The sequence below is a fragment of the Enterococcus sp. R12 genome (assembly GCF_058135755.1).
Genome location: NZ_CM176874.1, coordinates 164,577 through 186,941, shown reverse-complemented (window position 1 = coordinate 186,941; position 22,365 = coordinate 164,577). Strand labels below are relative to the sequence as shown.

General features: G+C 45.0%; 22 protein-coding genes. 8 read left to right on the top strand and 14 right to left on the bottom strand.

What is annotated here, in order from left to right:
* Positions 1 to 102: 102 nt before the first annotated feature.
* The 3 genes from budA to ACTW1R_RS00865 all read right to left on the bottom strand — a co-directional run bounded on the left by budA (position 103) and on the right by ACTW1R_RS00865 (position 3,704).
* Positions 103 to 819 carry an acetolactate decarboxylase gene (budA, locus tag ACTW1R_RS00875; RefSeq protein WP_218212444.1) on the bottom strand — a complete coding sequence of 239 codons (717 nt, stop codon included), beginning with the start codon at positions 817 to 819 and terminating at the stop codon, positions 103 to 105.
* An 18-nt stretch (positions 820 to 837) separates the two neighbouring features.
* Positions 838 to 2,490: an acetolactate synthase AlsS gene (gene alsS, locus ACTW1R_RS00870; RefSeq protein WP_270289991.1), complete on the bottom strand. Its 1,653-nt coding sequence runs from the start codon at positions 2,488 to 2,490 to the stop codon at positions 838 to 840.
* 254 nt (positions 2,491 to 2,744) lie between these two features.
* A complete protein-coding gene (locus tag ACTW1R_RS00865; RefSeq protein WP_015508776.1) occupies positions 2,745 to 3,704 on the bottom strand; it encodes an alpha/beta hydrolase in 960 nt (319 codons plus the stop codon).
* A 218-nt stretch (positions 3,705 to 3,922) separates the two neighbouring features.
* Between ACTW1R_RS00865 and ACTW1R_RS00860 the strand changes: the two genes are divergently transcribed.
* Positions 3,923 to 4,849 carry a methyl-accepting chemotaxis protein gene (locus ACTW1R_RS00860; protein WP_081116133.1) on the top strand — a complete coding sequence of 309 codons (927 nt, stop codon included), beginning with the start codon at positions 3,923 to 3,925 and terminating at the stop codon, positions 4,847 to 4,849.
* Between the two features lie 100 nt (positions 4,850 to 4,949).
* On the opposite strand, the gene ACTW1R_RS00855 is transcribed toward ACTW1R_RS00860, so the two are convergent.
* The 3 genes from ACTW1R_RS00855 to ACTW1R_RS00845 are packed head-to-tail and all read right to left on the bottom strand — an operon-like array spanning position 4,950 to position 8,465.
* Entirely contained in the window at positions 4,950 to 5,723 is a 774-nt protein-coding gene (locus ACTW1R_RS00855) for a hypothetical protein (protein WP_087626734.1), read from the bottom strand.
* A 4-nt stretch (positions 5,724 to 5,727) separates the two neighbouring features.
* The gene (locus tag ACTW1R_RS00850) at positions 5,728 to 7,113 is read right to left on the bottom strand and encodes a hypothetical protein (protein ID WP_270289990.1); all 1,386 of its coding nucleotides are present in this window, start codon (positions 7,111 to 7,113) and stop codon (positions 5,728 to 5,730) included.
* 47 nt (positions 7,114 to 7,160) lie between these two features.
* Positions 7,161 to 8,465, bottom strand: coding sequence for a hypothetical protein (locus ACTW1R_RS00845; RefSeq protein ID WP_270289989.1), 1,305 nt, complete (start codon positions 8,463 to 8,465; stop codon positions 7,161 to 7,163).
* Positions 8,466 to 8,889: 424 nt separating this feature from the next.
* On the opposite strand from ACTW1R_RS00845, the gene ACTW1R_RS00840 reads away from it, so the two are divergent.
* Positions 8,890 to 10,026 (top strand): serine protease, encoded by a 1,137-nt coding sequence (locus ACTW1R_RS00840; protein WP_270289988.1) that lies wholly within the window; start codon positions 8,890 to 8,892, stop codon positions 10,024 to 10,026.
* Positions 10,027 to 10,135: 109 nt separating this feature from the next.
* Here ACTW1R_RS00840 and ACTW1R_RS00835 read toward each other — a convergent pair whose 3' ends face one another.
* The 4 genes from ACTW1R_RS00835 to ACTW1R_RS00820 form a co-directional block, all read right to left on the bottom strand.
* Positions 10,136 to 10,636 carry a hypothetical protein gene (locus ACTW1R_RS00835; RefSeq protein ID WP_087626730.1) on the bottom strand — a complete coding sequence of 167 codons (501 nt, stop codon included), beginning with the start codon at positions 10,634 to 10,636 and terminating at the stop codon, positions 10,136 to 10,138.
* 242 nt (positions 10,637 to 10,878) lie between these two features.
* Positions 10,879 to 11,307 carry a DUF1761 domain-containing protein gene (locus tag ACTW1R_RS00830; protein WP_271814382.1) on the bottom strand — a complete coding sequence of 143 codons (429 nt, stop codon included), beginning with the start codon at positions 11,305 to 11,307 and terminating at the stop codon, positions 10,879 to 10,881.
* A gap of 107 nt (positions 11,308 to 11,414) precedes the next feature.
* Positions 11,415 to 12,761, bottom strand: a complete 1,347-nt coding sequence (locus ACTW1R_RS00825) for an amino acid permease (protein ID WP_270289987.1) — start codon at positions 12,759 to 12,761, stop codon at positions 11,415 to 11,417.
* Positions 12,762 to 13,056: 295 nt separating this feature from the next.
* Positions 13,057 to 13,425 (bottom strand): YxeA family protein, encoded by a 369-nt coding sequence (locus tag ACTW1R_RS00820; protein ID WP_016609076.1) that lies wholly within the window; start codon positions 13,423 to 13,425, stop codon positions 13,057 to 13,059.
* Positions 13,426 to 13,745: 320 nt separating this feature from the next.
* On the opposite strand from ACTW1R_RS00820, the gene ACTW1R_RS00815 reads away from it, so the two are divergent.
* The 6 genes from ACTW1R_RS00815 to ACTW1R_RS00790 all read left to right on the top strand — a co-directional run bounded on the left by ACTW1R_RS00815 (position 13,746) and on the right by ACTW1R_RS00790 (position 19,767).
* Entirely contained in the window at positions 13,746 to 14,357 is a 612-nt protein-coding gene (locus tag ACTW1R_RS00815; RefSeq protein ID WP_249270001.1) for a GNAT family N-acetyltransferase, read from the top strand.
* A 16-nt stretch (positions 14,358 to 14,373) separates the two neighbouring features.
* Positions 14,374 to 15,300: an ROK family protein gene (locus ACTW1R_RS00810; RefSeq protein ID WP_087626728.1), complete on the top strand. Its 927-nt coding sequence runs from the start codon at positions 14,374 to 14,376 to the stop codon at positions 15,298 to 15,300.
* A 57-nt stretch (positions 15,301 to 15,357) separates the two neighbouring features.
* Positions 15,358 to 16,116, top strand: coding sequence for a MurR/RpiR family transcriptional regulator (locus ACTW1R_RS00805; protein WP_010748570.1), 759 nt, complete (start codon positions 15,358 to 15,360; stop codon positions 16,114 to 16,116).
* A 159-nt stretch (positions 16,117 to 16,275) separates the two neighbouring features.
* Positions 16,276 to 17,586 carry a PTS sugar transporter subunit IIC gene (locus tag ACTW1R_RS00800; protein WP_087626727.1) on the top strand — a complete coding sequence of 437 codons (1,311 nt, stop codon included), beginning with the start codon at positions 16,276 to 16,278 and terminating at the stop codon, positions 17,584 to 17,586.
* A 32-nt stretch (positions 17,587 to 17,618) separates the two neighbouring features.
* On the top strand, positions 17,619 to 19,058 hold the full coding sequence (locus tag ACTW1R_RS00795) for a 6-phospho-beta-glucosidase (RefSeq protein WP_270289985.1): 1,440 nt from the start codon (positions 17,619 to 17,621) through the stop codon (positions 19,056 to 19,058).
* 205 nt (positions 19,059 to 19,263) lie between these two features.
* Positions 19,264 to 19,767, top strand: coding sequence for a GNAT family N-acetyltransferase (locus ACTW1R_RS00790; RefSeq protein ID WP_010748567.1), 504 nt, complete (start codon positions 19,264 to 19,266; stop codon positions 19,765 to 19,767).
* Between the two features lie 43 nt (positions 19,768 to 19,810).
* Here the strand turns inward: ACTW1R_RS00790 and araD are convergent, their stop codons facing one another.
* From araD to ACTW1R_RS00770, 4 genes are read right to left on the bottom strand one after another with little or no spacing between them, the layout of a single operon-like run.
* Entirely contained in the window at positions 19,811 to 20,497 is a 687-nt protein-coding gene (gene araD, locus ACTW1R_RS00785; protein ID WP_016609058.1) for an L-ribulose-5-phosphate 4-epimerase AraD, read from the bottom strand.
* A complete protein-coding gene (locus ACTW1R_RS00780; RefSeq protein WP_270289984.1) occupies positions 20,469 to 21,368 on the bottom strand; it encodes an L-ribulose-5-phosphate 3-epimerase in 900 nt (299 codons plus the stop codon). Before ACTW1R_RS00780 ends, araD begins: the two co-directional genes overlap by 29 nt.
* A 6-nt stretch (positions 21,369 to 21,374) precedes the next feature.
* Positions 21,375 to 22,013, bottom strand: coding sequence for a 3-keto-L-gulonate-6-phosphate decarboxylase UlaD (locus ACTW1R_RS00775; protein WP_010748564.1), 639 nt, complete (start codon positions 22,011 to 22,013; stop codon positions 21,375 to 21,377).
* Between the two features lie 56 nt (positions 22,014 to 22,069).
* The gene (locus ACTW1R_RS00770; RefSeq protein WP_008376531.1) at positions 22,070 to 22,363 is read right to left on the bottom strand and encodes a PTS sugar transporter subunit IIB; all 294 of its coding nucleotides are present in this window, start codon (positions 22,361 to 22,363) and stop codon (positions 22,070 to 22,072) included.
* Between the last annotated feature and the right edge of the window lie 2 nt (positions 22,364 to 22,365).

The following is a 22,365-nucleotide window of genomic DNA, read 5'->3' as shown; positions in this document are numbered from 1 at the left end:
GAAGCACAAAAAAGCAGCGAAGCGTTGGCTTCACTGCTTTTTTGCGTTCCATTCGATTCAAGACCACTCTACTGGCGATCAATTATTTTTGCTGTCTGCTGCTTATTCGGCAGCTTCAATATCTTTGGCAATTTTTGCGACATCGATCTCCCGCTGCAAGTAGTCTTGGTTGTCGATAGGAAAATGCTGACGAAATTCGGCTAGTTCCATCAATTCGACTTCACCAGCTGCCACTTCAAAGTCTAAGACATGGCCAGCAAATGTCCGATCATCACTAATAAAATGCAGGTGGAAACCAGCAGCCGCAGCACCGTGGAACAACAGCGGGGTAAAGAATCCGACGATCGTTCCGCTGATATTTTCTGCCTGAAATTCTGGCTGATGCTGGATGATCTCAATGAATTTTGGGTATGGTTTTTCTTGCTTTGGGGCAACGCGGACGTGCATCTTGGTAAATACCCCATGGATTTTGACAGCGGAAAACAAATTCGGGCTGACTTCTGTCAGGACGTGGTTTTTCACTTCTTCATCGGTCATTTCTTGGCTGACCTGCAGGTGCTTCGCTGCAGAAAAATCAACGACTGCCGCATAGGGGGTTCCTTCATTGCCTTGGAGCACTTGCACCTTGCCCGATTCGTCTACATGGTAGATTTCGCCATCTAAAATAATCACTTCACCATTGGAGCCAGCCAACGTACCGATCCCAAAATTGCCATATTCAAGCATTTTGCCGATTTGCTCTGTACCATCCATTAAATCCTGCATCAACCCACCTAGGGTGCCATGCTGATATAAATAACTTTTGTTTTTCACTTTCATCTTGCTGCTCCTTTGGTCTTAATAAAATTGATCAGGCAGGATCGTTTTGCCCAGATCGGCATTATCTGAATAATCCACAGGGATATCAATGATCACTGGACCATCCGTTGCAAAGCCTTCTTCGATGGCTGCCATCAATTCTTGTTTAGTGGTTGCCCGTAAACCTTTGGCACCAAATGCTTCGGCATATTTTACGAAATCAACGGGTCCAAAATCAACCCCAGAAGCACGATCATATTTCATTTCTTCTTGGAATTTCACCATATTGTAAGTACCGTCATTCCAAATCAAGTGAATGATGTTTTGTTTCAAACGGACAGCTGTTTCTAACTCTTGGGCAGAAAACAAGAAGCCGCCATCGCCAGATACAGAGATCACTTGAGTATTTGGTCGCACGAGCGCTGCAGCGATCGCCCATGGCAAAGCGACTCCTAAGGTCTGCATGCCATTACTAAAGAGCAGATGCCGTGGCTCATAACTACGGAAATGACGGGCCATCCAAATGTAATGGCTGCCGACATCCACTGTTACCGTCATGTCGTCGGTCACTTCTTGTTGCAAAGCATCGATGATTTCCAAAGGATGCAAGGTATTGTTGCTGCCTTCGACATCCGCTGGTTTTTCATTGAGTTTGGTTTGCAGCGTCGTTAAATAGTTTTGGGCGTCTTCGCTCAAGTGATACTGATCGATGGTTTTTGATAGTTGTTCAATAATTTTCGCGATACTGCCCATCAGTTCAACTTCTGGCTGCATAAATGGATCGATCTCCATCGGTACTTCATCGATAACGATCACGCGGGCATCTTTTTCCGCATTCCAGTTGCGGGCTTCGTATTCGATCGGGTCGTACCCTACAGCAATCACTAAGTCGCTGCGTTTCAACAACATATCACCAGGCTGATTGCGGAATAAGCCGACGCGGCCAAAGAAATGCTCTTCTAACTCACGAGAAATGATCCCAGCACCTTGGAAGGTCTCTACGACAGGCAACCCAGTTTTTGCAACTAACTGACGAATCGCTTGTGTTTCTTTCACGCCTGAAGCCCGCATCCCTAAGAGTAAGACAGGCAATTTGGCTTCTTTGATCCGATCGACGAGTGCCTGGATATCTTCTGCATCGGCACTGCCTAATTTAGGCGAAGATAGTGGTTTGATCGCTGCCCCTTGAACGGTTCCATCTGTCACATCTTGAGGAATGGATAAAAAGCTCGCCCCTTTTTTCGCTGTTTTTGCGATGCGAAAGGCGTTGGCAATACTTTCAGAAAGGGTTTCAGGATCTTGGACTTCACTGCTGAATTTCGTGATCGGCGCAAACAACGCCGCGTTATTCATGCTTTGGTGGGTCAATTTTGAAAGGTCAGAACGCTTCACTTGGCCTGCTAGTGCCAAGACGGGATCACCTTCGGCAGTTGCCGTGACCAACCCAGTCGCTAAATTACTGGCTCCTGGTCCACTTGTTGCAATGACGACTCCTGGCTCTCCTGTCAGGCGACCGATTGCTTGTGCCATAAAGGCCGCGTTTTGTTCATGTCGTGCCAAGATCAACTCTGGTCCCCGATCACTCAACACGTCAAACACGCCATCGATTTTTGCACCGGGAATCCCAAAGATATAAGGCACCCGATGATTTTCTAAACTTTCAACAATGATTTCTGATCCTTTTGCACTCACTGTATTACCTCTTTTCAAAAACTGTATTAATCACAATACATATAATAGCACTTTTTATTTATTTATCAACGAAAAACACTTATTAAAATCTGTATTATAAAAGCGAGTTTTTTTAGAGAGCGTTTGCATCTGCTTCAGACTGCAGGTGTACGTCTTTCCATTTTTCCGACAAAAAAAGGAGTGGATCGCTCCACTCCATACATCCTTTTCTGTATCAGAACACCGCATAAAAAGAAGCTGCTTTCGTCGGTTTCTTATTCTGCGGGGACATTTTTTTCCGTCAGCCAACCGACAGCCAGTGTCATGGCCGCTCGTGCGGCTTGGGTCTGATCCATCGCATTGACCATCACAAAATCATGGATGATCCCTTGCATCCGTGCTTGGGTGACTTCCACGCCAGCTGCTCGTAAATGCTGCGCATAGGCTTCCCCTTCATCCCGCAAGACATCTGCTTCGCCTGTAATGATCAACGCTGGCGGCAGATCGGCTAACTCCTCTTTGGTCGCGCGTAGTGGAGAAGCGGTCATTTGATCCCGCTGTGTTTCATCCGTCGTGTATTGATCCCAGAACCATTGCATCCCTTCTTTGGTCAGAAAATAATTTTCACCGAATGCTTCATACGAAGGCGTATCAAAGCGGGCATCTGTCACAGGATAGAACAATAATTGCTGTGCGATCGGAATGCCGCCACGGGCTTTCGTTAACAAGGTCATAACCGTCGCCATGTTCCCACCTACGGAATCGCCAGCCACGGTCAAACGGCTAAGGTCTAAGCCTTTGACATCGACAAATCCCGGTAATTGCTGCAAGACCGCATAATTTTGTTCGATCGCCGTTGGGTATTTTGCTTCTGGTGAACGACTATATTCAGGAAAAATGACGATCGAGTTGGTTCGTACCGCCAATTCACGGATCAATTTATCATGAGTCGCGGCACTGCCGAAGACCCAGCCCGCGCCATGGAGATAATAAATGACAGGGAGAATCGCATGGTTTCCTTCAGGACGAACAAAACGAACATTGATGGTCCCCCATTCGCCTGTATCTACGGTCTGATCTTCTATCTCAACCGCCAATTTATTGACGGGTGACTCTTGGACTTGTTCCAATAGTGCGCGCCCTTCTTCTGGCGGTAATTCATAGATCCGTGGGTGCGGTGCATTTGCCTCACTAAATTCAACGGCTGCTTTTTCCAACGAAATTCTATCTGTCATACGATTCTCTCCTTTTGTTTGAAATCGTTCGTGTTGACCTTAAGGGTACCACCAAGTCATTCTGATGCAAAGAATCTTGCTTCCTTCTACTTCCAGGCATTTCGCTCGACAAAAAAGGTGGTTTTTGCACTCTTAACTGCCTTGCCTTCATCACCGATAACTGTAAGACACTCGCTGTGTAAACTTCCCAAAAAACTGAAAGGCGTAGGTAAGTACGTATGAAATTCACATTAGATGAAACACAAAATAACCGTCTGCTCGCTGCTATTTTTCAAGAACTCGCTGTCATAGTCTTTGATCCGCAAAAAGAAGTTGTTTTCGCCAATGCCAACATGACGGATATCCTAGGTTATAGCCAAGAAGAAATCATTGGCTTGCCGCATCGGACCTTTTGTTTTGACCATTATGCTGCCAGTACGGATTACCAAACTTTCTGGAATCAACTGCTTTACTCAAAGCAACGGTTTCAAGACAAAATCATTCGGAAAAACAAACAAGGAGAAAAACTGATTTTAGAAGGGATTTACTTCCCCGTCCTCGATGAGCAGCAAGAAGTCGTTAACGTCGTCAAAATCGCTTTTGACATTACCCAAAGAGAACAAGCCTTAGCGGTCACTATCAAAAAAGTGCAAGAAAGTGCTGCTTCCCTGACACGACTTTCTGCCAACGGACACCAGCAAGTCGATCATTTGTCAGAGAACTTGGCGCAAGTCAAACAGCTGTCTGATCAAAATCAAGCAACGACCCATGCCTTAGAAATGGATAGCCAACAGGTGACAGCGGTGCTGCATGACATCGACCGCATTGCGCAACAAACCAAACTGCTGTCCTTCAATGCTTCCATCGAAACGGCACGGATCGGCGAACAGGCAGCTGGCTTTCGGGTGGTTGCGGATGAAATGCAAAAATTAGCCGAACAGACCAAGCAGTTGACCCAAACCATTGCCGCAACCATGCAAGCCATCAACCAACAAGCCTTAGTCGTGTTAGATAGTGCCGATTCGACGACCATGAAAATCAGTGATTCGCAAAAAAGCCTCGCTGCCGTTTTGCATTCTTACGACACGCTGCGAACGACGGCCAGTCTTTTAAACGATGAAGCCGAGTATTTATCAGAAACCAACGACGCTGAGTTGGAAACCTAGAAACCAAATGAATAAAAAAAGAGCGCCGCTGTTTGCGACGCTCTCTTTGTTTTTTTGACCAATAAATTGATCCATTATTTGATTTTATTGATACTCAGCACTAGCCAGCCTCCCACTCTTGCAACAACTGCTGTAATTCTTGCAAAAATGATTGGGTCGCAAAGCCCAATGCTTGAAGAGGAACACGATATTCCTGTTGAACCACCAAAAAACTGCCAAAGATTTTATGTTGGACCTCAAAGGCGAGGTTTTTCCAAATACTCCACGAAAAACTGGCTATTCGTTTTTCTTTCTTTTCGTACGTGCACAAATACACTCGCTCGATACCAAAAAGTAGCCCCGCATTCGCTTTCTTGCCAGTCATCTGTGCCGTTAGCAGTGCCAGAGGCGTCTCCGTTTCAGGCACTTGAAAACTGGTAAGGACTTGTCTTTGCCATTGCCGTGGCAGCACTTGTCTTTCTCCAGAAAAATAGAACAAAAAATCTTGCTCTTGCAAAAAAGCTTTCAAACGAGTTTGTCGCTCCTTGACTGGATCGCGTGGCGCCCGCTGAATCAAAGACGTCTGATTCATTGCCGCTTGCTTTGACTGCTTGTGATCACTTGAACCCCCTGCCGCTGAGGAGTTTCCCAGGGGAAGAGGATCCATCGTTTGGTTGGCAGCAGCTGATTGACTGATTTTCTTCAGCAAAAAAGCAAGGTGCGTCAACGAAAGCTGTTTTGCTGCCATAGAATTGGCATGCGGCCTTTTGGTAGGATCGAAAGATTGTTTGATCACCATTTTCCCACGACAATACAGACAAATCGCCGTGCCAGCGTCCCAATTGACTTCTAGTTCTCCTAGGCAGTGGGGGCATTGAATCGGAATAATATCCATTGAATCATCCTTTCGTTTCGATACAGGTATCGGAGCTATCCGTGGTAAAGATACGGATCGTATTCCAGCTGACAAACGCCAGCAGCACTAGAAACGATAAGCCATAAAAACCGAAATACCAAGTCAGGATTGCTAAAAAAAGGATCAAGGCAAATTCATACGCCATGTTTTCCAGACCGCTGTAAAATACTGTCTTTCGGACGAGTTTCTTCCTACGGGCTTCAAAAGCTTTCTTCACAGCAGCCGTTGATCCATCCGACTGACTCAACGTCTGAGAAAGTTCTGCTTTGAATCTTCCGTACTCTGAGAAAAACTTGACCTCTGGTACGAGCAAGAAATACCAAGTCGCAAGACAAGCAATCAGCAAGATGACCGCTGAAGCGAGCAGACTAAAGGCAACAGCAGGCATTAAAAAGCCACCAAAAAGAACATTTAAAAGGGTCCCTGAAATTATTCCGAATGAAAAAAAGGTATAGCAGAACTGCCATAGGACACTGCTGGTTTTGGAAAAACTTTTTTTCACTTGCACGAGCTGTTCACATTCAGGAAGCTGGGTTGGAAAAAGACGTTCAGCATCGGTGCCATCAGCCACGAAAGAATAGGTTTGGTTTCCGTACTTGAATTCGCCAATGTAATAAGGAAAATACAGTTTTTCCGTATCACATTGTTTCGGAAAAAGAGTCAGTTGAACCTCATTAGCAACATCTGCTCCCACCAAATGGTCTTTGGCTTTTGCTTCGAAGACTTCCAATAGATGGGTATCAGAGAGTGCCGCTTCTCTGGAAATATCAAAGGGTAGCACCTGAACGTCTTGGCTAAGTGCCGAAAACTGCTGCATATCCGTGCAATAGGCGGCTCCTTTTTGAAGATGCAGCGGCAGCTTACCATTGATACTGTAATCCGCTTCTTTTTGGGTATCCGTAGGGAAATATTCATTGAAAACCGTTGTGTTCCCGCTGTTATGTAAAGAAATGTCGGCAGTAATGCGCCCACTCTCCCTCTGCTGTTCCTCGTGGACATAGCTTCCTCTCACTTGCGCATCATAAGCAATTTGAAAATAATACATCGGGATGAATACACGTTTTAGATGAACCATCTCTAGCTCAAAAAAGATACTTTCCGAGATGGTCTCTTGCCAGGCGAGTTTATTTTTCAACGCAGCTTCACATGCCTTTTCATCATAGGCAAACGGATAAAATCCTTCTTTGACGGTCCCTTGAATGCGTGGCAACTCTTTCAGCGAGACGGCTTGGTTTGTTTGTTCCTGTTTTTTTTGTTCCGGTTTGATCAACAGCTCATTCAAGCAATACTGACAGACTGCTTTTCCTGAGTCCCAATCAACTTCTAGACGTCCCAGACAGCTGGGGCATTGGATTTGGGTGATTTTCATTTTTTCTCCTTTTATGAATCTTTTTTTCTTTTCAACAAGATGGTTTATCAAAGAAACCGAAGAATGTTCCAAATAAGGGTAACGACCACGACCACATAAGCGAGCGTATCGAGCCATTCATAAAATTTCCTCATTCTTGCAAGATGCTTTCCACGCTTCTCGTAGTTTGCTAACAAAGCTGCCCCGGCCGTTTTCTTGCCTAATAATGCTCTTTTAAGCTCATCTCTAAATTTTTGGACTGTTTTGAGATACTGTTCTTTTAGAAAGTGCAACACTATCCCCGATACTACCCAATAGACGGCAGTTGGCAGGGAACTCATGACAATCCCCCCTATGACAGCTCTGAACACTCTTCCTAGAGGGATCCATTCAGAAATGAATAGTGCAAAGAACAGCAGGAGCACACCTAACGTAAAAAAGAGTACGGAGGACCAGCCAAAAACCTTGCGAGCTTTTGAAAAATTCGCAACCGTTTGTAAGGTTTCTTGGCACTGTGGGATAATCGGCAGCTTCATTCGGTCAGGATCTTTGCCGTCGATCGCAAATTCAAAGGATCGCTCTTGGTACTTGAAGGTGCCCATATACAGGGGAAAGTAGAGCTTTTCTGTAGCACAGCTGATCAGGGAAAGATCTAGGTGCAGCTCTTTTAGATGATCGGCAGATTCTTTCTTCTGGATCACGGCATTCGCATGGGCTCTCAGTTCCGCTTGTTTTTCAGAACCAAAGAGCGCCTGCTCTTGCTCAATATCAAAGGGAAAAACATGAATAGCATGTGCTGAGATTAGCTGTTGAAATTCCTTTTGATCGGTACTAAAGTGCGGTTTTCTTTTCATTTCATTATTGACCTCGAAGCTCTGAGGAATTTCTTGCTCGATCACCTCCGAACTGCCGCATTGATAGAGTATGACCGTCTCATCTGGATGGTCGCCGCGCTTCTTTTCCCACGTGGTCGTATGCGAGCCGTCCCAAGCAATGGAATGGGTATCGTAGCCAAAGGCCCCCTCCCAGTGCATCGTATAGGTCACCTGAAATTCATAAATCGGAATAAAATATCCTTTTACCTCGCTGACTTCAAGATGAACGACAATGTCCTCAGGAACTGATTCCTGTTGGATCAGCCATTTTTTCAAGGCATTTGCTACCTCGTCTTCATTAAAGGTAAACGAATAAAACCCTTCTTTGACTTCTTGAAAAACTACGGGAGCTTGTTCATTCGAAGCTTCTTGCGTTTGTTTTGGCGGCGAATGTAGGACTGACTTAGTTAAGCAATACTGGCAGACTGCTTTTCCTGTCTCCCAGTCAACGGTTAACTGACCCAAGCAGCTGGGACATTGGATTTGTGTGATTTTCATTGCTTCTCCTTTTGCACATACTGATTTTCTTATCAATGAAGTGGCTTGGTTGCAAGTGAGGGGGAATATCTTTTTTAAGGTGTTAGTTGGGGGAAGCAGCGAAGGAAAGCTGCTTGTTTGCAGGTAGTTGCTCGCTCTCATCCGTTTGTTCGAAACATTTTTTCCAGTGATGAAGCAAACAAGTGTATTTGTACCAAGAGCTGTTTAGCAAAAAAACAACCGCAAACGAAAAACATCTCTTTCTATATCATTTTATAATAAAAAACATCTTAAATCTATTTATTATTGATAAAAATATCCGATGATTTACTAATTAAACTCCCTCCGTACGCTCAGCAACCCTTACTAGTCGGTTATTGATGGCGGATACGTTAATAAAAATGTTATAATTAAAATATTCACAAGAAAGGAATTGGAAAAAGTTATGGGGATGTTTATTTTTGTTATTGGTTTTTTGACAATGGTTGTAAGCGGAATCTTTTTTATTCTTGGATTGATCAAGAAAAAGCCGCTTCGCAACAAAATCGTTATTTTTATGGGTGGTTTTCTCTTATTGATTGGCGGGGCACTATTGACTCCTGCAGCAACACCGGAGCTTCACATAGATGAAGCAGAACTGGTTACGAATGAGCAAGGAGAAGCGGCGATCACTGGGCGAACCAACCCAGAAGCGCAACTGACGATCAACGGGGTGGAGGTTTCGCTGGCGGACGAAACATTTTCTTATGCTGTCCAACTGGAAGATGAAGAGGAACAGGAATTTACTCTCCAAGCCTCCATGGGTGGAATCACTAAAGAAGAGGTCGTCACCGTCAAACCTTCTCGCGCATTTCTAGCGAGTTTGCAAGCTGAAAAACAAGAACAAGAAGCACTGGTAAAAGCCGAGACGGCACTGGCTCTTGCCGAAACCCAGCCAAACCAAAAGAATTACGACGAAGCCGTGACGCTGATTCATGCTTTAAGTAAAACCTACGAAGATCTCGCTACTCGGCTCGCGGTAGTTGAAGACCATCTTGCCATCGGCAAAGCCCTTGATACTGCTGAAGCTTCTCTTGAACGCAGTGATTTCGATCAGGCAAAAGAATTGGTCGCACAAGCGGTTTTGAACAAGGAAACGTTTGAAAGTCGGTTATCCACTGTAGAAACCAAGATTTCTGAGAAAGAAGCAGAAGCCCTCGTTGCAGAAGCTGTCCAAGCGGTGGAAGCAGCAGAGGCGGAGCCGACAAAAGATACCCTTGCTCGTGCAGAAGATGCTGTCGCTCGTCTCAAGACCCCCGATGAGGAATTAGCTGCTCGAACGAAAACAGTGGCGCAAACGATCACTGCCAACGAACAAGCAGCCGCCCAAGCCAAGGCGGAGGAAGAACGACAAGCAGCGGCAGCTGTGCCAGAAGAAAACCAGCCAGCCGCTGCTAGCAATCAAGCCCAAACGTCGGTCCTCGTTACACCAACAGGTTCGAAATACCATACGAGAAAATGCGGCAACGGTACCTACACGCCTGCAACTTTAGCAGAAGCGCAAAGTCGCGGACTTACTCCTTGCGCAAAATGTTTTCCGTAATAGCCACTAAATTTTGCAACGAAAAAAAGACAAACCTCAGTTTTGTCTAAGGTTTGTCTACTGTCTGAAGCGGTTGTCTCGTCGGAGGCAGCCGTTTTTTTGTCACTTGCTAGTTTTCCTCATACGAAAACTCGTACTCGTTTTGTTCGTCATCGATCAGACGCTTGTCATTGTTGTCCGCCATTTTGAATACTTTCTCAAAATCATCGCCAGTCATGCGCACTTCCTTTTTCTCTTGATCAATGATCACTTGGGCATTTGTCACTTCAAAGGTGTGCATAGGACCGATGTCTGCCGCAGTCAGTGCTTTGCTTTTGGGAAACTCTGCTTGTAGTATTTCGTTGATCTGTGCTAATTGTGTCTCTTGTTCTTCTACCAAGTCCGCAGGTTCCTGATTCGGATTGGTAAAAAAAGTCAGCGTTTTATTGACAGTGATCCTTCCATCTTCAAATAGATACAAAGCATATTGTTGATGACTGTTGCTATTGGTCAATACTTGATTCGCAGCTGCAGAGTCAACCCCTGAGCTACTGCAGCTTGTCAAGAAAAATAGTGTCGCTAAACAAACGGCAGCAAATATTCCTCTACCTAACATGCTTTTCGTTTTCATTTTTTCCTCCTCTTTGCCCCTAATTTTGTTTCTTTGATGATTTTTCCGCAATCCGCGGATTTGGGTTTCCTACAGATTAAAGTGCTTTTAGTATAGCATAAATTATTTGCTTTTATAGCTATTTTTTATAGTAAGATTAATTTTACGCACAAAAAAAACCAACCTTGTTGAAACAAGATCGGCTTTCTTTAGGATTGATTCGTTGAGACCTTTGAACGCTCTCGCTGGGGTATGATCGTTGCCTACTGTCCAATCAAGCCGACAACAAGTCCTAAAACGATCACTCCTAGAAACCCATTCACAAGGTGCAACCCGACTAATTTGCGGGACTGTCCCGAGTAAACAGCCATCACGAAGGTGGCGACCCCATAAACCCCTAGCCACAATAAGCAAGCGACTTGCAAGGAGGTCATCAGCCAACCATCATGATCGAATGTTGCAAACCAATAGACGACTTGATAGGTCGCTGCTGATAAGAGAATCCCACCAACGATCGTGCCGCCAAAGGTAAAGAGCATGTCACCGGTCGTCATCTGCTGATCAGCCATCTTCTCTGCCATTCCTGATTCTTTCGCCCAAAACTTGCCCCACTTATGCATCGGATTGTAAAGCAGACTTTCCACCACGATCCAGCTGAGGGTGCCGAAAATCAATGTCCAAAAATTAACCATTTTCGTCTTCTCCTACACTTTATTTTATCGTCACATTCCTGAGAACCGAAGAAACAACCGAACGCGGGGTTCCTTCCCCATCAGTTTATGTCTTAAGGGACGTTTCTTCAACTTTTTTCACTGGTTTTCTCAATTTTTCGATGGTTCCAATAAAAACTAAGAAAAATGATCGTATACAATAGTGCGGTGAAGCCAGTGACCGCCAATGGGTTAGTGATCAAAATACCGACAAACAGCAAAATCAGTGCAAGGATCGCCCCACTCAAGAAAATCGTATAGCCCATTTTCTTCTGCTTGCGTACCAAAACAAACGCCGCCGCGCTGATCAGCAACCAGATCAGCAATACAGTATAAGACAGGGAGCCTGCTAGATAATTGAAGAGTTTGTCGCCTAAAAAGTAAGAAAGAACGACCCCAAGATATAATGTACCGCTGCAAAACATGATCGCTCGTTGGGGCACGCTGTTTTTATTCAGCATCGTAAAGCGGCTTTTTTTCTGGCCATTGTTGCTTAATCGGAAAAACAACGTTCTTGAAGAAGCATAGACCCCAGAATTGATCGACGAAAACAAAGCCAAAATAATCACTAAATTGACGATGTCGGAGGCAAATGGGACATGGATTTTTTGAAACACCATCACAAAAGGACTGACATTTGGATCGGCTAATTGATTCCACGGATAAATGATCAGTAAAAGAAACAAGGGAATGATGTAAAAAGCGGCAATCCGAGTCATCACTCCTTTGATTGCTTGCGGGATCGCTTTTTTGGGATTTTCCGCTTCACTGATCGTAATGGCTACTAATTCAGAACCGCCGTACGAATAGATTACGACCAGTAAAGAATTGATAAACCCTTTGAGACCATGGGGGGCAAAACCACCATAGTCTGTCATTTGTCTCATCGTCGGGAAAAAGCCCAAATCAAAGACTTGCGTGGCAACCAGATAGAGACCCACCAAGATCAACGCGATCACCACACTGATTTTGGCCCAGGAAAGCCAGTATTCCGTTTCCGCAAACAAGCGAACCGAAAACAAATTGATGGTGGTCGTGAGCAGTGCCAAAATCAACACAAAGATCCAAGCTGGAATATTGGGAAACCACAACTGCAAAAAGCTTGCGGCAGCAACTGCTTCGGCGATGATGTTGATCATCCACATTGACCAGTAGATCCAGTCAATGAAATCGGCTGTATGCACGCCAAGATATGGCTGGACTAAGCCCGAAAGACCATGTTGTTTTTGGTCAGATAAGACCAACTGTCCCAGTCCTGTCATGACGACAAATAAGATCAGCCCGCAAAAAATAAACGCCAGCAAGACCGCAGGCCCCGCTAACTGGATCGCTTCACCGCTGCCCTTGAATAGGCCAGCACCGATGGCGCCACCTAGTGCCAACATAGTGATATGTCTGGTTTTCATCTGCTTTTTTAATTGATTTTTTTCTGTCATAGGTTCCTCCTTGAAAACCGTTGATCCTCCATACAAGGTGATTCTCTCATTGTCGCTATTTTTAATTATATGAATGATTTTTTTTAACTACCTCATAGAGAATACCAGACGCTTCTGCTATTGCAACTAAGAATTGAAAAAATTATCTATTTTTTCTGAAAATTCTATCATCCTCTAATCTTTTTCACCTAAATCAAATCTTGGCGAGCTTTTCTCTAAGTGAATGCACGAAAAAAGCCATCTCCCAACTTGCGGGAAATGACTTCCTGTCCTTTTTTTCAAGCAGGCTTGATGATCAATGAGTCGTAACCAACTCGTCTTTGACGGCGTCAGGGAGATCTTGCTCGGTCACCTCTTGATACGACTCCACATGTTTGCCCTTTGCATCAAGCTCTAGGTAGGCATTTTCTTTTAGCTTTTGTGGTGCCCAAAACGTGATTTTTATCTTTTGTCCATCTTCATTGACCCCTTCTTGTGTATATTCGTAGGAATCGTGTTCTTGCAACACACCATACTCGTCGGATGTTTTGACATAGACCTTTTTCTCCGGTACGAACGGATTGAAACGATCCACCAGCTGAACCAGTTCGCTGGAATCATCTTTCGTAAAATAAGACCATGTAACCAATGTGACGGTCCCGATCGTTAACACGAGCAGGATCATACTAATTGCTTTCTTCAAGTGATTGTCCTCCGTTTTTTCTATCTACCTTCAGTATAAAAAAACAAGCGATAAATATAATCAAACTTAAGGCGTATTTTTCCGTCGGTCATTGTGACTAAGGTATCAATGGAATATTTCTGCTTTTTCCAACCTCAACGTATAGACAAACAACTAAGTTCTCCTACAAAAACGTCCCTTCTCACAGGAAGACCAGACTGTTTAATAAGTATCGTGATTTTTCATTCTTTGTAGTAAACTAAACTGCAACAACTTACTTTTAAATACTCATGATTGAAATCTATAGAAAATCGAGGTGCCCCATGCTAGAAATCAAACTGATCGATCAAAAACATCAAGCTGACATCCGCTTAAAAAACGAACCCTTCTCCTTATGGGGGAAACTGCTGCCGTCTTATAATGAGGGCAGCTGGCAGTACACGATCTGTAAATTTGCATCTGAAGACATTCAGACGATGCGTTTCCCAGATGAAAATTATTGCTATGACGAAATGAGCCGAAACAGTCTGTTTATCGGTGCTTATGATGATGGAAAATGCATCGGCTTAGCGATCGTTCAAGACGCTTTTTTCAAGTATCTGTACCTCTATGACTTAAAGGTCAACACAGACTACCGTAAGCAAGGAATCGGTCAACTACTGATCCACCAGGCACTGAAAGCGGCCCTTGCCAAAGGTTATCGCGGCATCTACACGCAAGCACAGGACAACAATCCTTCTGCCTGTCTGTTCTACTTGCGAGCAGGCTTTCGTATCGGAGGTCTGGATACGGAAGTGTACAAAGGAACCAATCAGGAAGGCAAAAGTGACATTTTGTTTTATTTGGATGCAGCGGAAACGGCAGGCAAAAAAATAGCTAAAAAAAGAAAAAAATTCCTCCTGCCAGATGGTACACTTAAGGCAACAATGTTTTAGAAGGTGAGGAAGAAGAATGTACGTAGGATTTGATATTGGCGGAACAAGTATTAAATATGGTGTTTTAGATGAAAGCGGAGTGATCCTTGAAAAATCAGCGATCCCTACTAGCTATGAACCAGCCCAGTTTTATCAGGATCTACTCACGATCATCGAAGATGCCCAGAACCGCCACACGATTGATGGCATTGGGATCAGCGCCCCCGGGATCGTTCAAAAAGACGGCTTTATGTTAACTGCGGGCGCCATCAAATCGTTATATGGCGAAAATTTCAAAGCAGTCTTGGAAGCGCGTACAGGGTTGCCTGTGGCGGTGGAAAATGATGCCAATGCAGCAGCGATCGCTGAAAAATGGATCGGCAATGCGCAAGAGGCTGCCAACTATTTGTGTCTTGTCCTAGGCACTGGTGTAGGCGGTGGGATCGTGATCAATAATCAAGTCTACCGAGGTGCTCATGGCATGGCTGGTGAATTTGGCTGGATGGTGATCGATCATCTGCCAGAAGAAGGCAATATCGAGGAAAGTTCCATCAATAAAAAAACTGCCGTCGTAGGCGGCTTGATTCGCCTCTACAATTTAGCGGGGGCAGCAGTTCCTGGCTTTGAACCCACCCAAGACGCCAAAGAAATTTTTGACCGCGCGCAGCAAGGCGAAGCGTTGGCGCTGAAGCTGACGGACCAATTTCTGACGGATCTGTCTGTAGGGCTGATCAATTTGATCAGCTGCTTTGACCCAGAATTGATATTGATCGGCGGCGGCATCAGTGCCAATCCTTATTTCTGGGAACGCCTGCAGGCTCGCTTGACGATCACGGAAACACGGCATGAAGCGATCAATTATTTGCGCGGACAAACCATCGCACCTGTTCGTCCAGCGAAGCTGAAAAACGACGCCGGCTTGATCGGCGCAGTCTATCAGATCCACCAACAGCTGCACCGTTAAAAGTTCGGATATGCTATACTGGTGTAAATTGATTATCTAGGACAGCGAGGAACCAGCATGGCGCTTTTTGAACAATTAAACTTGAACAAGCTCTCTGCGGTAGAACAAGAAATCTACCGTTTTATCGTCAATCACTTAGAAAAGATCCCGTATATGCGCGTGCGCGACATTGCCGATGATGCCCATGTCTCTTCGACTTCGGTCTTTCGTTTTATTCAAAAAGTCGGCTTTCAGTCGTTTCCAGAATTTCGCTTCTATATCAAAAATCATTTAGAAAAAGCCCATTTTGATGCGCATCCTGAACACTTAGGTTTAGAAGCGCGCATCAAAGGCTTGAATATGCAGATCTTCCACCCTGATGCGGAATACCAAATACGAAAACTCGCCGAAGCGATGCGGGATGCCGATTTGATCTTATTTATGGGGATGGGGGCATCCGGTGCGATCGCGCAATACGTTGCCCGCAAACTAGCCAGTCTCGGTTACTTTAGCATCAGCATTGATGAACTGACCTACCCAATCAAAAGCTTTTTACGAAAAGATCAAAAGAATGTTTTGGTTTTTTTGAGTGTCTCTGGTGAAACCAAAGAACTGATCGAAGTCATTACCGGTTTAGACAATCAGGCGATCGTGCAGAAGTACTGCATTACCCCAAATCGGGAAAGTACGTTGGCACGTCTGTGCGATTATTCGATCGAGTATGCGATCAAAGAGGAACGCAAAGACATCTTTCTTGATTTGACTAGTCAACTGCCTTCAGTAGCGATTTTAGAAACGCTGATCGGCTATTTGCAAGATTATCGTACCCATTCTTGATGGTTCAGTTTACTGAACCATCTTTTTTTGTAACACTGTGTTCCAGCTGCGGAATTTTTTTCATTTCTTGAGAGATATGTACGGAATCCGTATCCGCTTACTTTTAGTCGTTTTCATTCGCTATAATGATGGCATCAATTAATGAAAGGTGTTATTATTATGCAAAAATTCAATGACCTGTTAGACCGCTCGTTGGTACCAATCGCAACAAAGTTGAACAATCAACGCCACGTAGCAGCGATTCGAGATGCGTTCATGCTGATTTTCCCACTGACCATCGCTTCTTCTCTCGTTATTTTGGTCAACAATATTTTATTTTCCAATGAGAGTTTCATCGTGCAATTATTTCAACTGAATCGACTTTTCCCGAATCTGGAAAGTGCCCAGCAAGTCCTGGCTTCCGTGGCGAACGGGACCATCAACATTATGAGTTTATTTATTGCGTTTCTTGTTGCTCAGCTTTTAGCCAAGCATTTCCAAGCAGATGCTACGCTAGTTGGTTTGACAAGTGTCGCTGCCTTTATGATCTTGTACCCGACCTCCTTTGCAGTAGATGATGTCAATGTGATCTCCACACAATATTTAGGCGCCCAAGGGTTGTTTGTAGCTATGATCGTGGCTTGTTTGGTCGGTGAATTCTTGCCGAAGCTTTTCAAAGTCAAACGACTGCAGATCAAAATGCCTGAAATGGTACCACCAGCAGTTTCTCGCTCCTTTTCTGGCATGATTCCGATCGTGATCATCGTGGCAGTCACTGCTTTGATCAATTTCTTAGTTTTGATGATCGCACCAGAAGGCATCAATGAACTGATATATAATGGGATCCAAAGTCCATTGCGGGATCTGGGGGGCAATGTCGTCGGTGTCTTGATTTTGGCGTTCTTGCAAACTACGTTGTTTGCGATCGGGATCCATGGACCAAACACATTAAATGCGGTTCGTTCAGCGATTTTTACCGAACAGGACCTAGCTAACCTAGACTTTATCAACCAAGGCGGCTCCTTGTGGGACGTTCCTTACAAAGAAACTTGGGGCGTTTTAAATGATATGTTCGCAAATATGGGCGGAACTGGTATGACATTGGGCTTGATCATTGCGATCTTCATCGCTTCAAAACGTCCAGAACAACGTGAGATCGCTAAGATGTCTTTAGTTCCAGGAATTTTCCAAATCAATGAGCCGATGATCTTCGGTCTACCGATTGTCTTGAACCCAATCATGATCATTCCGTTTATTTTGACGCCAATGGTCAATATTTTAGTGGGTTATTTTGTCACTGTTGTCTGGCCGATCATGCCGACCCCAGCGATTGGGGTACCATGGACGACCCCCGGAGTCATTAATCTCTTTTTAGGAACTGGAGGAAATGCGATCGCTGCAGTTGTCGGTGTCGTTTGTCTTGCGATTTCGGTCTTGATCTATTTGCCATTCGTGATCGCCTCTAACCGTTCCCAAAAAGTAGAATTATAAGCAAATGAATGAGTCGAGGAGGAATGAAATTTATGTCCGCAAAAATGCCAAAAGATTTTTTATGGGGCGGCGCGATCGCTGCCCATCAAGCGGAAGGCGCTTGGAATGTTGCTGGCCGTGGAATGAGTACCGCTGATGTTATGACGGCCGGCGGCAACGGTATTCCCCGTAAAATCACCAAAGGCGTCATTGAAGGAGAGTATTACCCGAACCATGAAGCCATTGACTTTTATCACCGTTACAAAGAAGATATCCAGTTATTCAAAGAGCTGGGCTTGAAATGTCTACGGACATCGATTTCTTGGAGTCGGATCTATCCAACTGGAACAGAAGAAGAACCAAATGAAGCCGGTCTCCAATACTACGATGATCTTTTCGACGAATTGCAGGCAAACGGCATCGAACCCGTGATCACTTTGTCCCACTTTGAAATGCCTTATGCCCTCTATGAAGAATTTGGTGGGTTTGCTAACAAAGCAGTGATTCCCCTCTTTGTCAAATTCGCTAAGACCGTTTTTCAACGGTATCGTGACAAAGTAACGTATTGGATGACCTTCAATGAGATCAATAATCAAGCAGATGGGCAAGAGCCGCTGCACGTTTGGACCAATTCTGCCATGATCATCGAGGATGACAGTCAAAAAGAAGCACTCGTCTTTCAAGCGGGCGTCAATGAGTTGATTGCCAGTGCGGCAGCGGTGATCGAAGGCAAAAAAATCAATCCAGAGTTTCAGATTGGCTGTATGATGGCCTATGTCCCAGTCTACCCCTACTCTTGCGCACCCGCTGATTTGATGGCATCCGTCAAAGCCAATGAACGTCGCTATTTTTACAGCGACGTCCACGTACGAGGCAAGATCCCAACCTATGTGCAAAAATATTGGGCGAAAAAAGGCATCACGATTGAGATCACGCCCGAGGAACAAGCGCTATTAAAAGCGGGAACCGTTGATTATATTGGGTTCAGCTATTACATGTCAGGAACGATCTCAACCCTTGATGAAGTGGCTGGCACACCAACTGAGGATATCCCAGGAGCAAAAATCGTGAGTAATCCTTATATCAGTGCTTCTGATTGGGGCTGGCCTATTGACCCAGTCGGGTTGCGTTATGTGTTAAATACGATCTATCAACGCTATGACTTGCCACTATTTATCGTGGAAAATGGCTTCGGTGCTTACGATCAATTAACCGATGAGCAGCAAGTCCATGATGACTACCGCATCACTTACCTGAAAGAGCACATCGAACAGATGGAAAAAGCGGTAGTTGAAGATGGTGTACCGTTATTAGGCTATACGCCTTGGGGGATCATTGATATCGTCAGCTTCGGCAGCGGCGAAATGGAGAAACGCTATGGCATGATCTATGTCGACAAAGACAATACTGGCAAAGGAACCTTGAATCGTTTGAAAAAAGATTCCTTTGCGTGGTACCAGCAAGTGATCGCCTCTAATGGTGAAACGCTCTAATTACTGCTTCCATGACTAACGTACAAAAACCGCCCCTCGTTGCGCCATACTCCTTTTCACATTAGGAGCCCGGCAACGAGGGGCGGTTTTTTTATTAAAGAGGGGCGCCATTGCGAGGATGGCTTTTCTTATCATCACTAAACACTACCTCAATGCTGTGGTACACTATAGCTATTCATTTACTTTCACTTTAAGGAGGAGCTGCATGAAGCCGATATTTCGTTCGATCCAATCTCAAGATGATGCGCCCTTAGCCGCTATCATTCGCAAAAGCTTGACCGACCACCAGTTGGCGGTTCCAGGGACTGCCTATTTTGATCCCGAGTTAGACCACTTAAGTGAATTTTATGCAGCAGATCCTGCTAGCCGCCATTATTTTGTCGTCACTAATGAATCGGGTACCCTTTTAGGCGGCGGTGGTCTTGCCGCTTATGATTCAGAAGGGAAAATCGCCGAGCTGCAAAAATTTTATCTCAGTGATGCTGCCAAAGGGCAGCGCCTCAGCTATCCCTTGCTGGCGAAGATCGAGGCCAAAGCTGTTGAACTAGGTTATCGGCAACTCTATTTAGAATCCCATCATTCTCTAGAAGCAGCCTTGCATGTCTATCAAAAAGCCGGCTATCGCGCATTGTGTCAGCCACTATTGGCAGCACAGCATACCACGATGGATCGCTTTTATGTGAAAACACTCGCTGAAGAAAACGAATAGAAAAGCAGCCGTTCCTTGATCGCTAGGAATGGCTGCTTTGCCGTTATCCTTGTCCATAATAAGCATGTTCGCCATGCTTGCGGAAATAATGTTTATCCAGCAAATAATCAGCGATCGGTGTTCGATCCAAGGTCAAAGCTTCGGTACCTAATGCCATTTCTGCGACCTCTTCTAAAACAATACTATTGCTGACCGCTTGTTCCGCAGATTGCCCCCAAGTAAAGGGACCGTGTCCCGCTGTGAGGACAGCTGGGCATGCAAGTGGATCTAATCCCCGCTTTTCAAACGTCTCGACAATGACTTTGCCAGTTTCTTTTTCATAGTCTGCCGTTACCTCAGAGGCCCGTAACGGTCGTGTGCAAGGGACACTACCATAAAAAGTATCCGCATGCGTCGTTCCATATGCAGGAATGTCTCGCTGTGCTTGCGCCCATTTTACCGCATTTGTCGAATGCGTATGGACGATCGCCTTGACGCCTTCGAAGTGCTTATACAATAGCGCATGGGTTTTGATATCCGAGGAAGGCTTCAACGCCTTCGCCTCTTTCGGCGTTCCCGCTAAGTCGCAAACTACCATTGAATCAACCGTCATCGTCTGATAATCAACACCGCTGGGTTTAATGACGATGATCCCTAAATCTCGATCGATCTCACTGACATTTCCCCAAGTTAGCTTTACTAGTCCTTCCTCAGGCAGTCTCTTATTGGCTTGATAGACTCGCTCTTTCATCAATTGAAGCTGATTGATCAAGGTAACCGACCTCCTTTAGTTTTGGTAATAAAAATGCTTTGGCTTGTTCGATTTCCGCAATCGGGTCAGCGCTCGTCTCACTCCACATCTCGATGACAAAAGAACCGTTATAATTCAACCGCTTCAGCGTGCGTAAGCAGCCATCAAAATCAACACACCCAGTGCCAAACGGTACTTCTTTAAACTTTCCTCGAAACTTATCTGAAACCGCCAATGTATCTTTCAAATGAATCTGGGTTATCTCGCAAATGCCTTTTTCTAATTCATAACCGACATCATTTTCTGGCCAGGCCGATAGGTTCCCGACATCTGGATAGACTTGTAGATAGGGCGAAGGGATCTGCTCCTTGATCCGTAAATACTTTGAGATAGAATTTAGAAACGGATCATCCATGATCTCTAGTGACAAAACGACACCCTTTTCAGACGCCCTAGCGACCGCTTCTTTTAGATTGGCAATGAACCATTCTCGGCTACAAAGACTTTTTTCCTCATAGTACACATCGTATCCGGCTAATTGGATGCAGCGAATACCCAAATCTGAAGCCAGGTCAATGGCTTTTTCCATCAGATGTATCGCGTGCTTGCGCTTTTTTTCATCGATCGAACCAAAGGGAAACCGCCGATGTCCACTGAGACATAAAGACAAGATTTTGATCCCCGAGGCATAGATTGCCTCGACGATCTCTTTGCGTTGCTCTTGGTCCCACTCTAAGCGTGCCAAGCGTTCATCGGTTTCATCAATGGACATTTCAATGAAATCGAAGCCTCGGTCTTTGACAAACTGCAATCGTTCCGACCAAGAGAGGGTTTTGGGTGTTGCTTTTTCATATAGACCGATCAAACTCATGGAAAACTACCCCCAAATCCGTAAAATCTCTTGCTTGAAATCCACTGCTGCTTGTTGCGGATCGTCAGCTGCAGTGATGCCTCGTCCTGTGATAAAGGTATACACATCAATGCCAGCAAACAGAGCCAACGTCTCGACGCTCAATCCTCCCGTGACTGACACTCGAAACCCCATATCGATCAATTTACGGACTTTCGTTAAATCTTTTTCTCCCCATGTTTCACCAGCTAACAGTGCGTCACGACTTTGATGATAGATAGCTTGTGAGATGCCGGCATCTAGCCACTGCTGTGCTTGCTGGTAGGTCCAGTCACCATATAATTCTACTTGGATCTCAGCAATTTCTTTTGCCGCTGCCTTCATTGTTGGGATCGTTGCTGCACAAATCACGGTCATATAATCCGCGCCAGCTTGCTGGCAGTTTTTGGCGACCGTCCCACCGGCATCGGCACATTTTGTGTCTGCTACGATCAACTTCTCCGGATACATCGCTCGGAAGCAGCGTAAAACCTGTGCTCCTTCTTGCAACAGTAAAATAGTTCCTGCTTCAATGATATCCACCACATCGCCAACTTTTTTGATATCAGCCAGTGCACCAGCTAAATCGGAGTGATCGCAAGCGATCTGCAGTTTTGGTATACTCATGAAATTCCCCTCTCTTTTGTTCGATCATCTTTTTGTTCTTGTCACGTCCTGATGCACTACTCCTTCGAAAGACCCGCTTCTCTGACCCGCTCAATAATTTCTTTAGGGGACATCACATTTCTGACTCCGATCACTGTTACGCCCTTTTCTTTGGCTTTATCGAACATATTGACAAAGTTCATTGGCGTAAAGACCACATCGTAATTCTTGGCGGTGCTTTTGCCTTCAGAAATCGCGCAATGATGAATAGAGGTGATCGTGATCCCTTCTGACTTCAAAGCTTTTTCGACACTCCGCATCATCATCAAACTTGTTCCTGATCCATTTGCACAAGATACCAATACTCTCATCT

Coding starts and splice junctions, on each gene's coding strand:
- ACTW1R_RS00850 (WP_270289990.1), bottom strand. CDS start 7,113: ATGAAAATCACCCAAATCCAATGCCCCAGCTGTCTGGGACGTCTAGAA.
- ACTW1R_RS00865 (WP_015508776.1), bottom strand. CDS start 3,704: ATGACAGATAGAATTTCGTTGGAAAAAGCAGCCGTTGAATTTAGTGAG.
- ACTW1R_RS00775 (WP_010748564.1), bottom strand. CDS start 22,013: ATGAGTATACCAAAACTGCAGATCGCTTGCGATCACTCCGATTTAGCT.
- ACTW1R_RS00840 (WP_270289988.1), top strand. CDS start 8,890: ATGGGGATGTTTATTTTTGTTATTGGTTTTTTGACAATGGTTGTAAGC.
- ACTW1R_RS00855 (WP_087626734.1), bottom strand. CDS start 5,723: ATGGATATTATTCCGATTCAATGCCCCCACTGCCTAGGAGAACTAGAA.
- ACTW1R_RS00790 (WP_010748567.1), top strand. CDS start 19,264: ATGAAGCCGATATTTCGTTCGATCCAATCTCAAGATGATGCGCCCTTA.
- ACTW1R_RS00845 (WP_270289989.1), bottom strand. CDS start 8,465: ATGAAAATCACACAAATCCAATGTCCCAGCTGCTTGGGTCAGTTAACC.
- ACTW1R_RS00830 (WP_271814382.1), bottom strand. CDS start 11,307: ATGGTTAATTTTTGGACATTGATTTTCGGCACCCTCAGCTGGATCGTG.
- budA (WP_218212444.1), bottom strand. CDS start 819: ATGAAAGTGAAAAACAAAAGTTATTTATATCAGCATGGCACCCTAGGT.
- ACTW1R_RS00815 (WP_249270001.1), top strand. CDS start 13,746: ATGCTAGAAATCAAACTGATCGATCAAAAACATCAAGCTGACATCCGC.
- ACTW1R_RS00770 (WP_008376531.1), bottom strand. CDS start 22,363: ATGAGAGTATTGGTATCTTGTGCAAATGGATCAGGAACAAGTTTGATG.
- ACTW1R_RS00780 (WP_270289984.1), bottom strand. CDS start 21,368: ATGAGTTTGATCGGTCTATATGAAAAAGCAACACCCAAAACCCTCTCT.
- ACTW1R_RS00805 (WP_010748570.1), top strand. CDS start 15,358: ATGGCGCTTTTTGAACAATTAAACTTGAACAAGCTCTCTGCGGTAGAA.
- ACTW1R_RS00810 (WP_087626728.1), top strand. CDS start 14,374: ATGTACGTAGGATTTGATATTGGCGGAACAAGTATTAAATATGGTGTT.
- ACTW1R_RS00800 (WP_087626727.1), top strand. CDS start 16,276: ATGCAAAAATTCAATGACCTGTTAGACCGCTCGTTGGTACCAATCGCA.
- ACTW1R_RS00795 (WP_270289985.1), top strand. CDS start 17,619: ATGTCCGCAAAAATGCCAAAAGATTTTTTATGGGGCGGCGCGATCGCT.
- araD (WP_016609058.1), bottom strand. CDS start 20,497: ATGAAAGAGCGAGTCTATCAAGCCAATAAGAGACTGCCTGAGGAAGGA.
- ACTW1R_RS00820 (WP_016609076.1), bottom strand. CDS start 13,425: ATGATCCTGCTCGTGTTAACGATCGGGACCGTCACATTGGTTACATGG.
- ACTW1R_RS00860 (WP_081116133.1), top strand. CDS start 3,923: ATGAAATTCACATTAGATGAAACACAAAATAACCGTCTGCTCGCTGCT.
- ACTW1R_RS00835 (WP_087626730.1), bottom strand. CDS start 10,636: ATGAAAACGAAAAGCATGTTAGGTAGAGGAATATTTGCTGCCGTTTGT.
- ACTW1R_RS00825 (WP_270289987.1), bottom strand. CDS start 12,761: ATGACAGAAAAAAATCAATTAAAAAAGCAGATGAAAACCAGACATATC.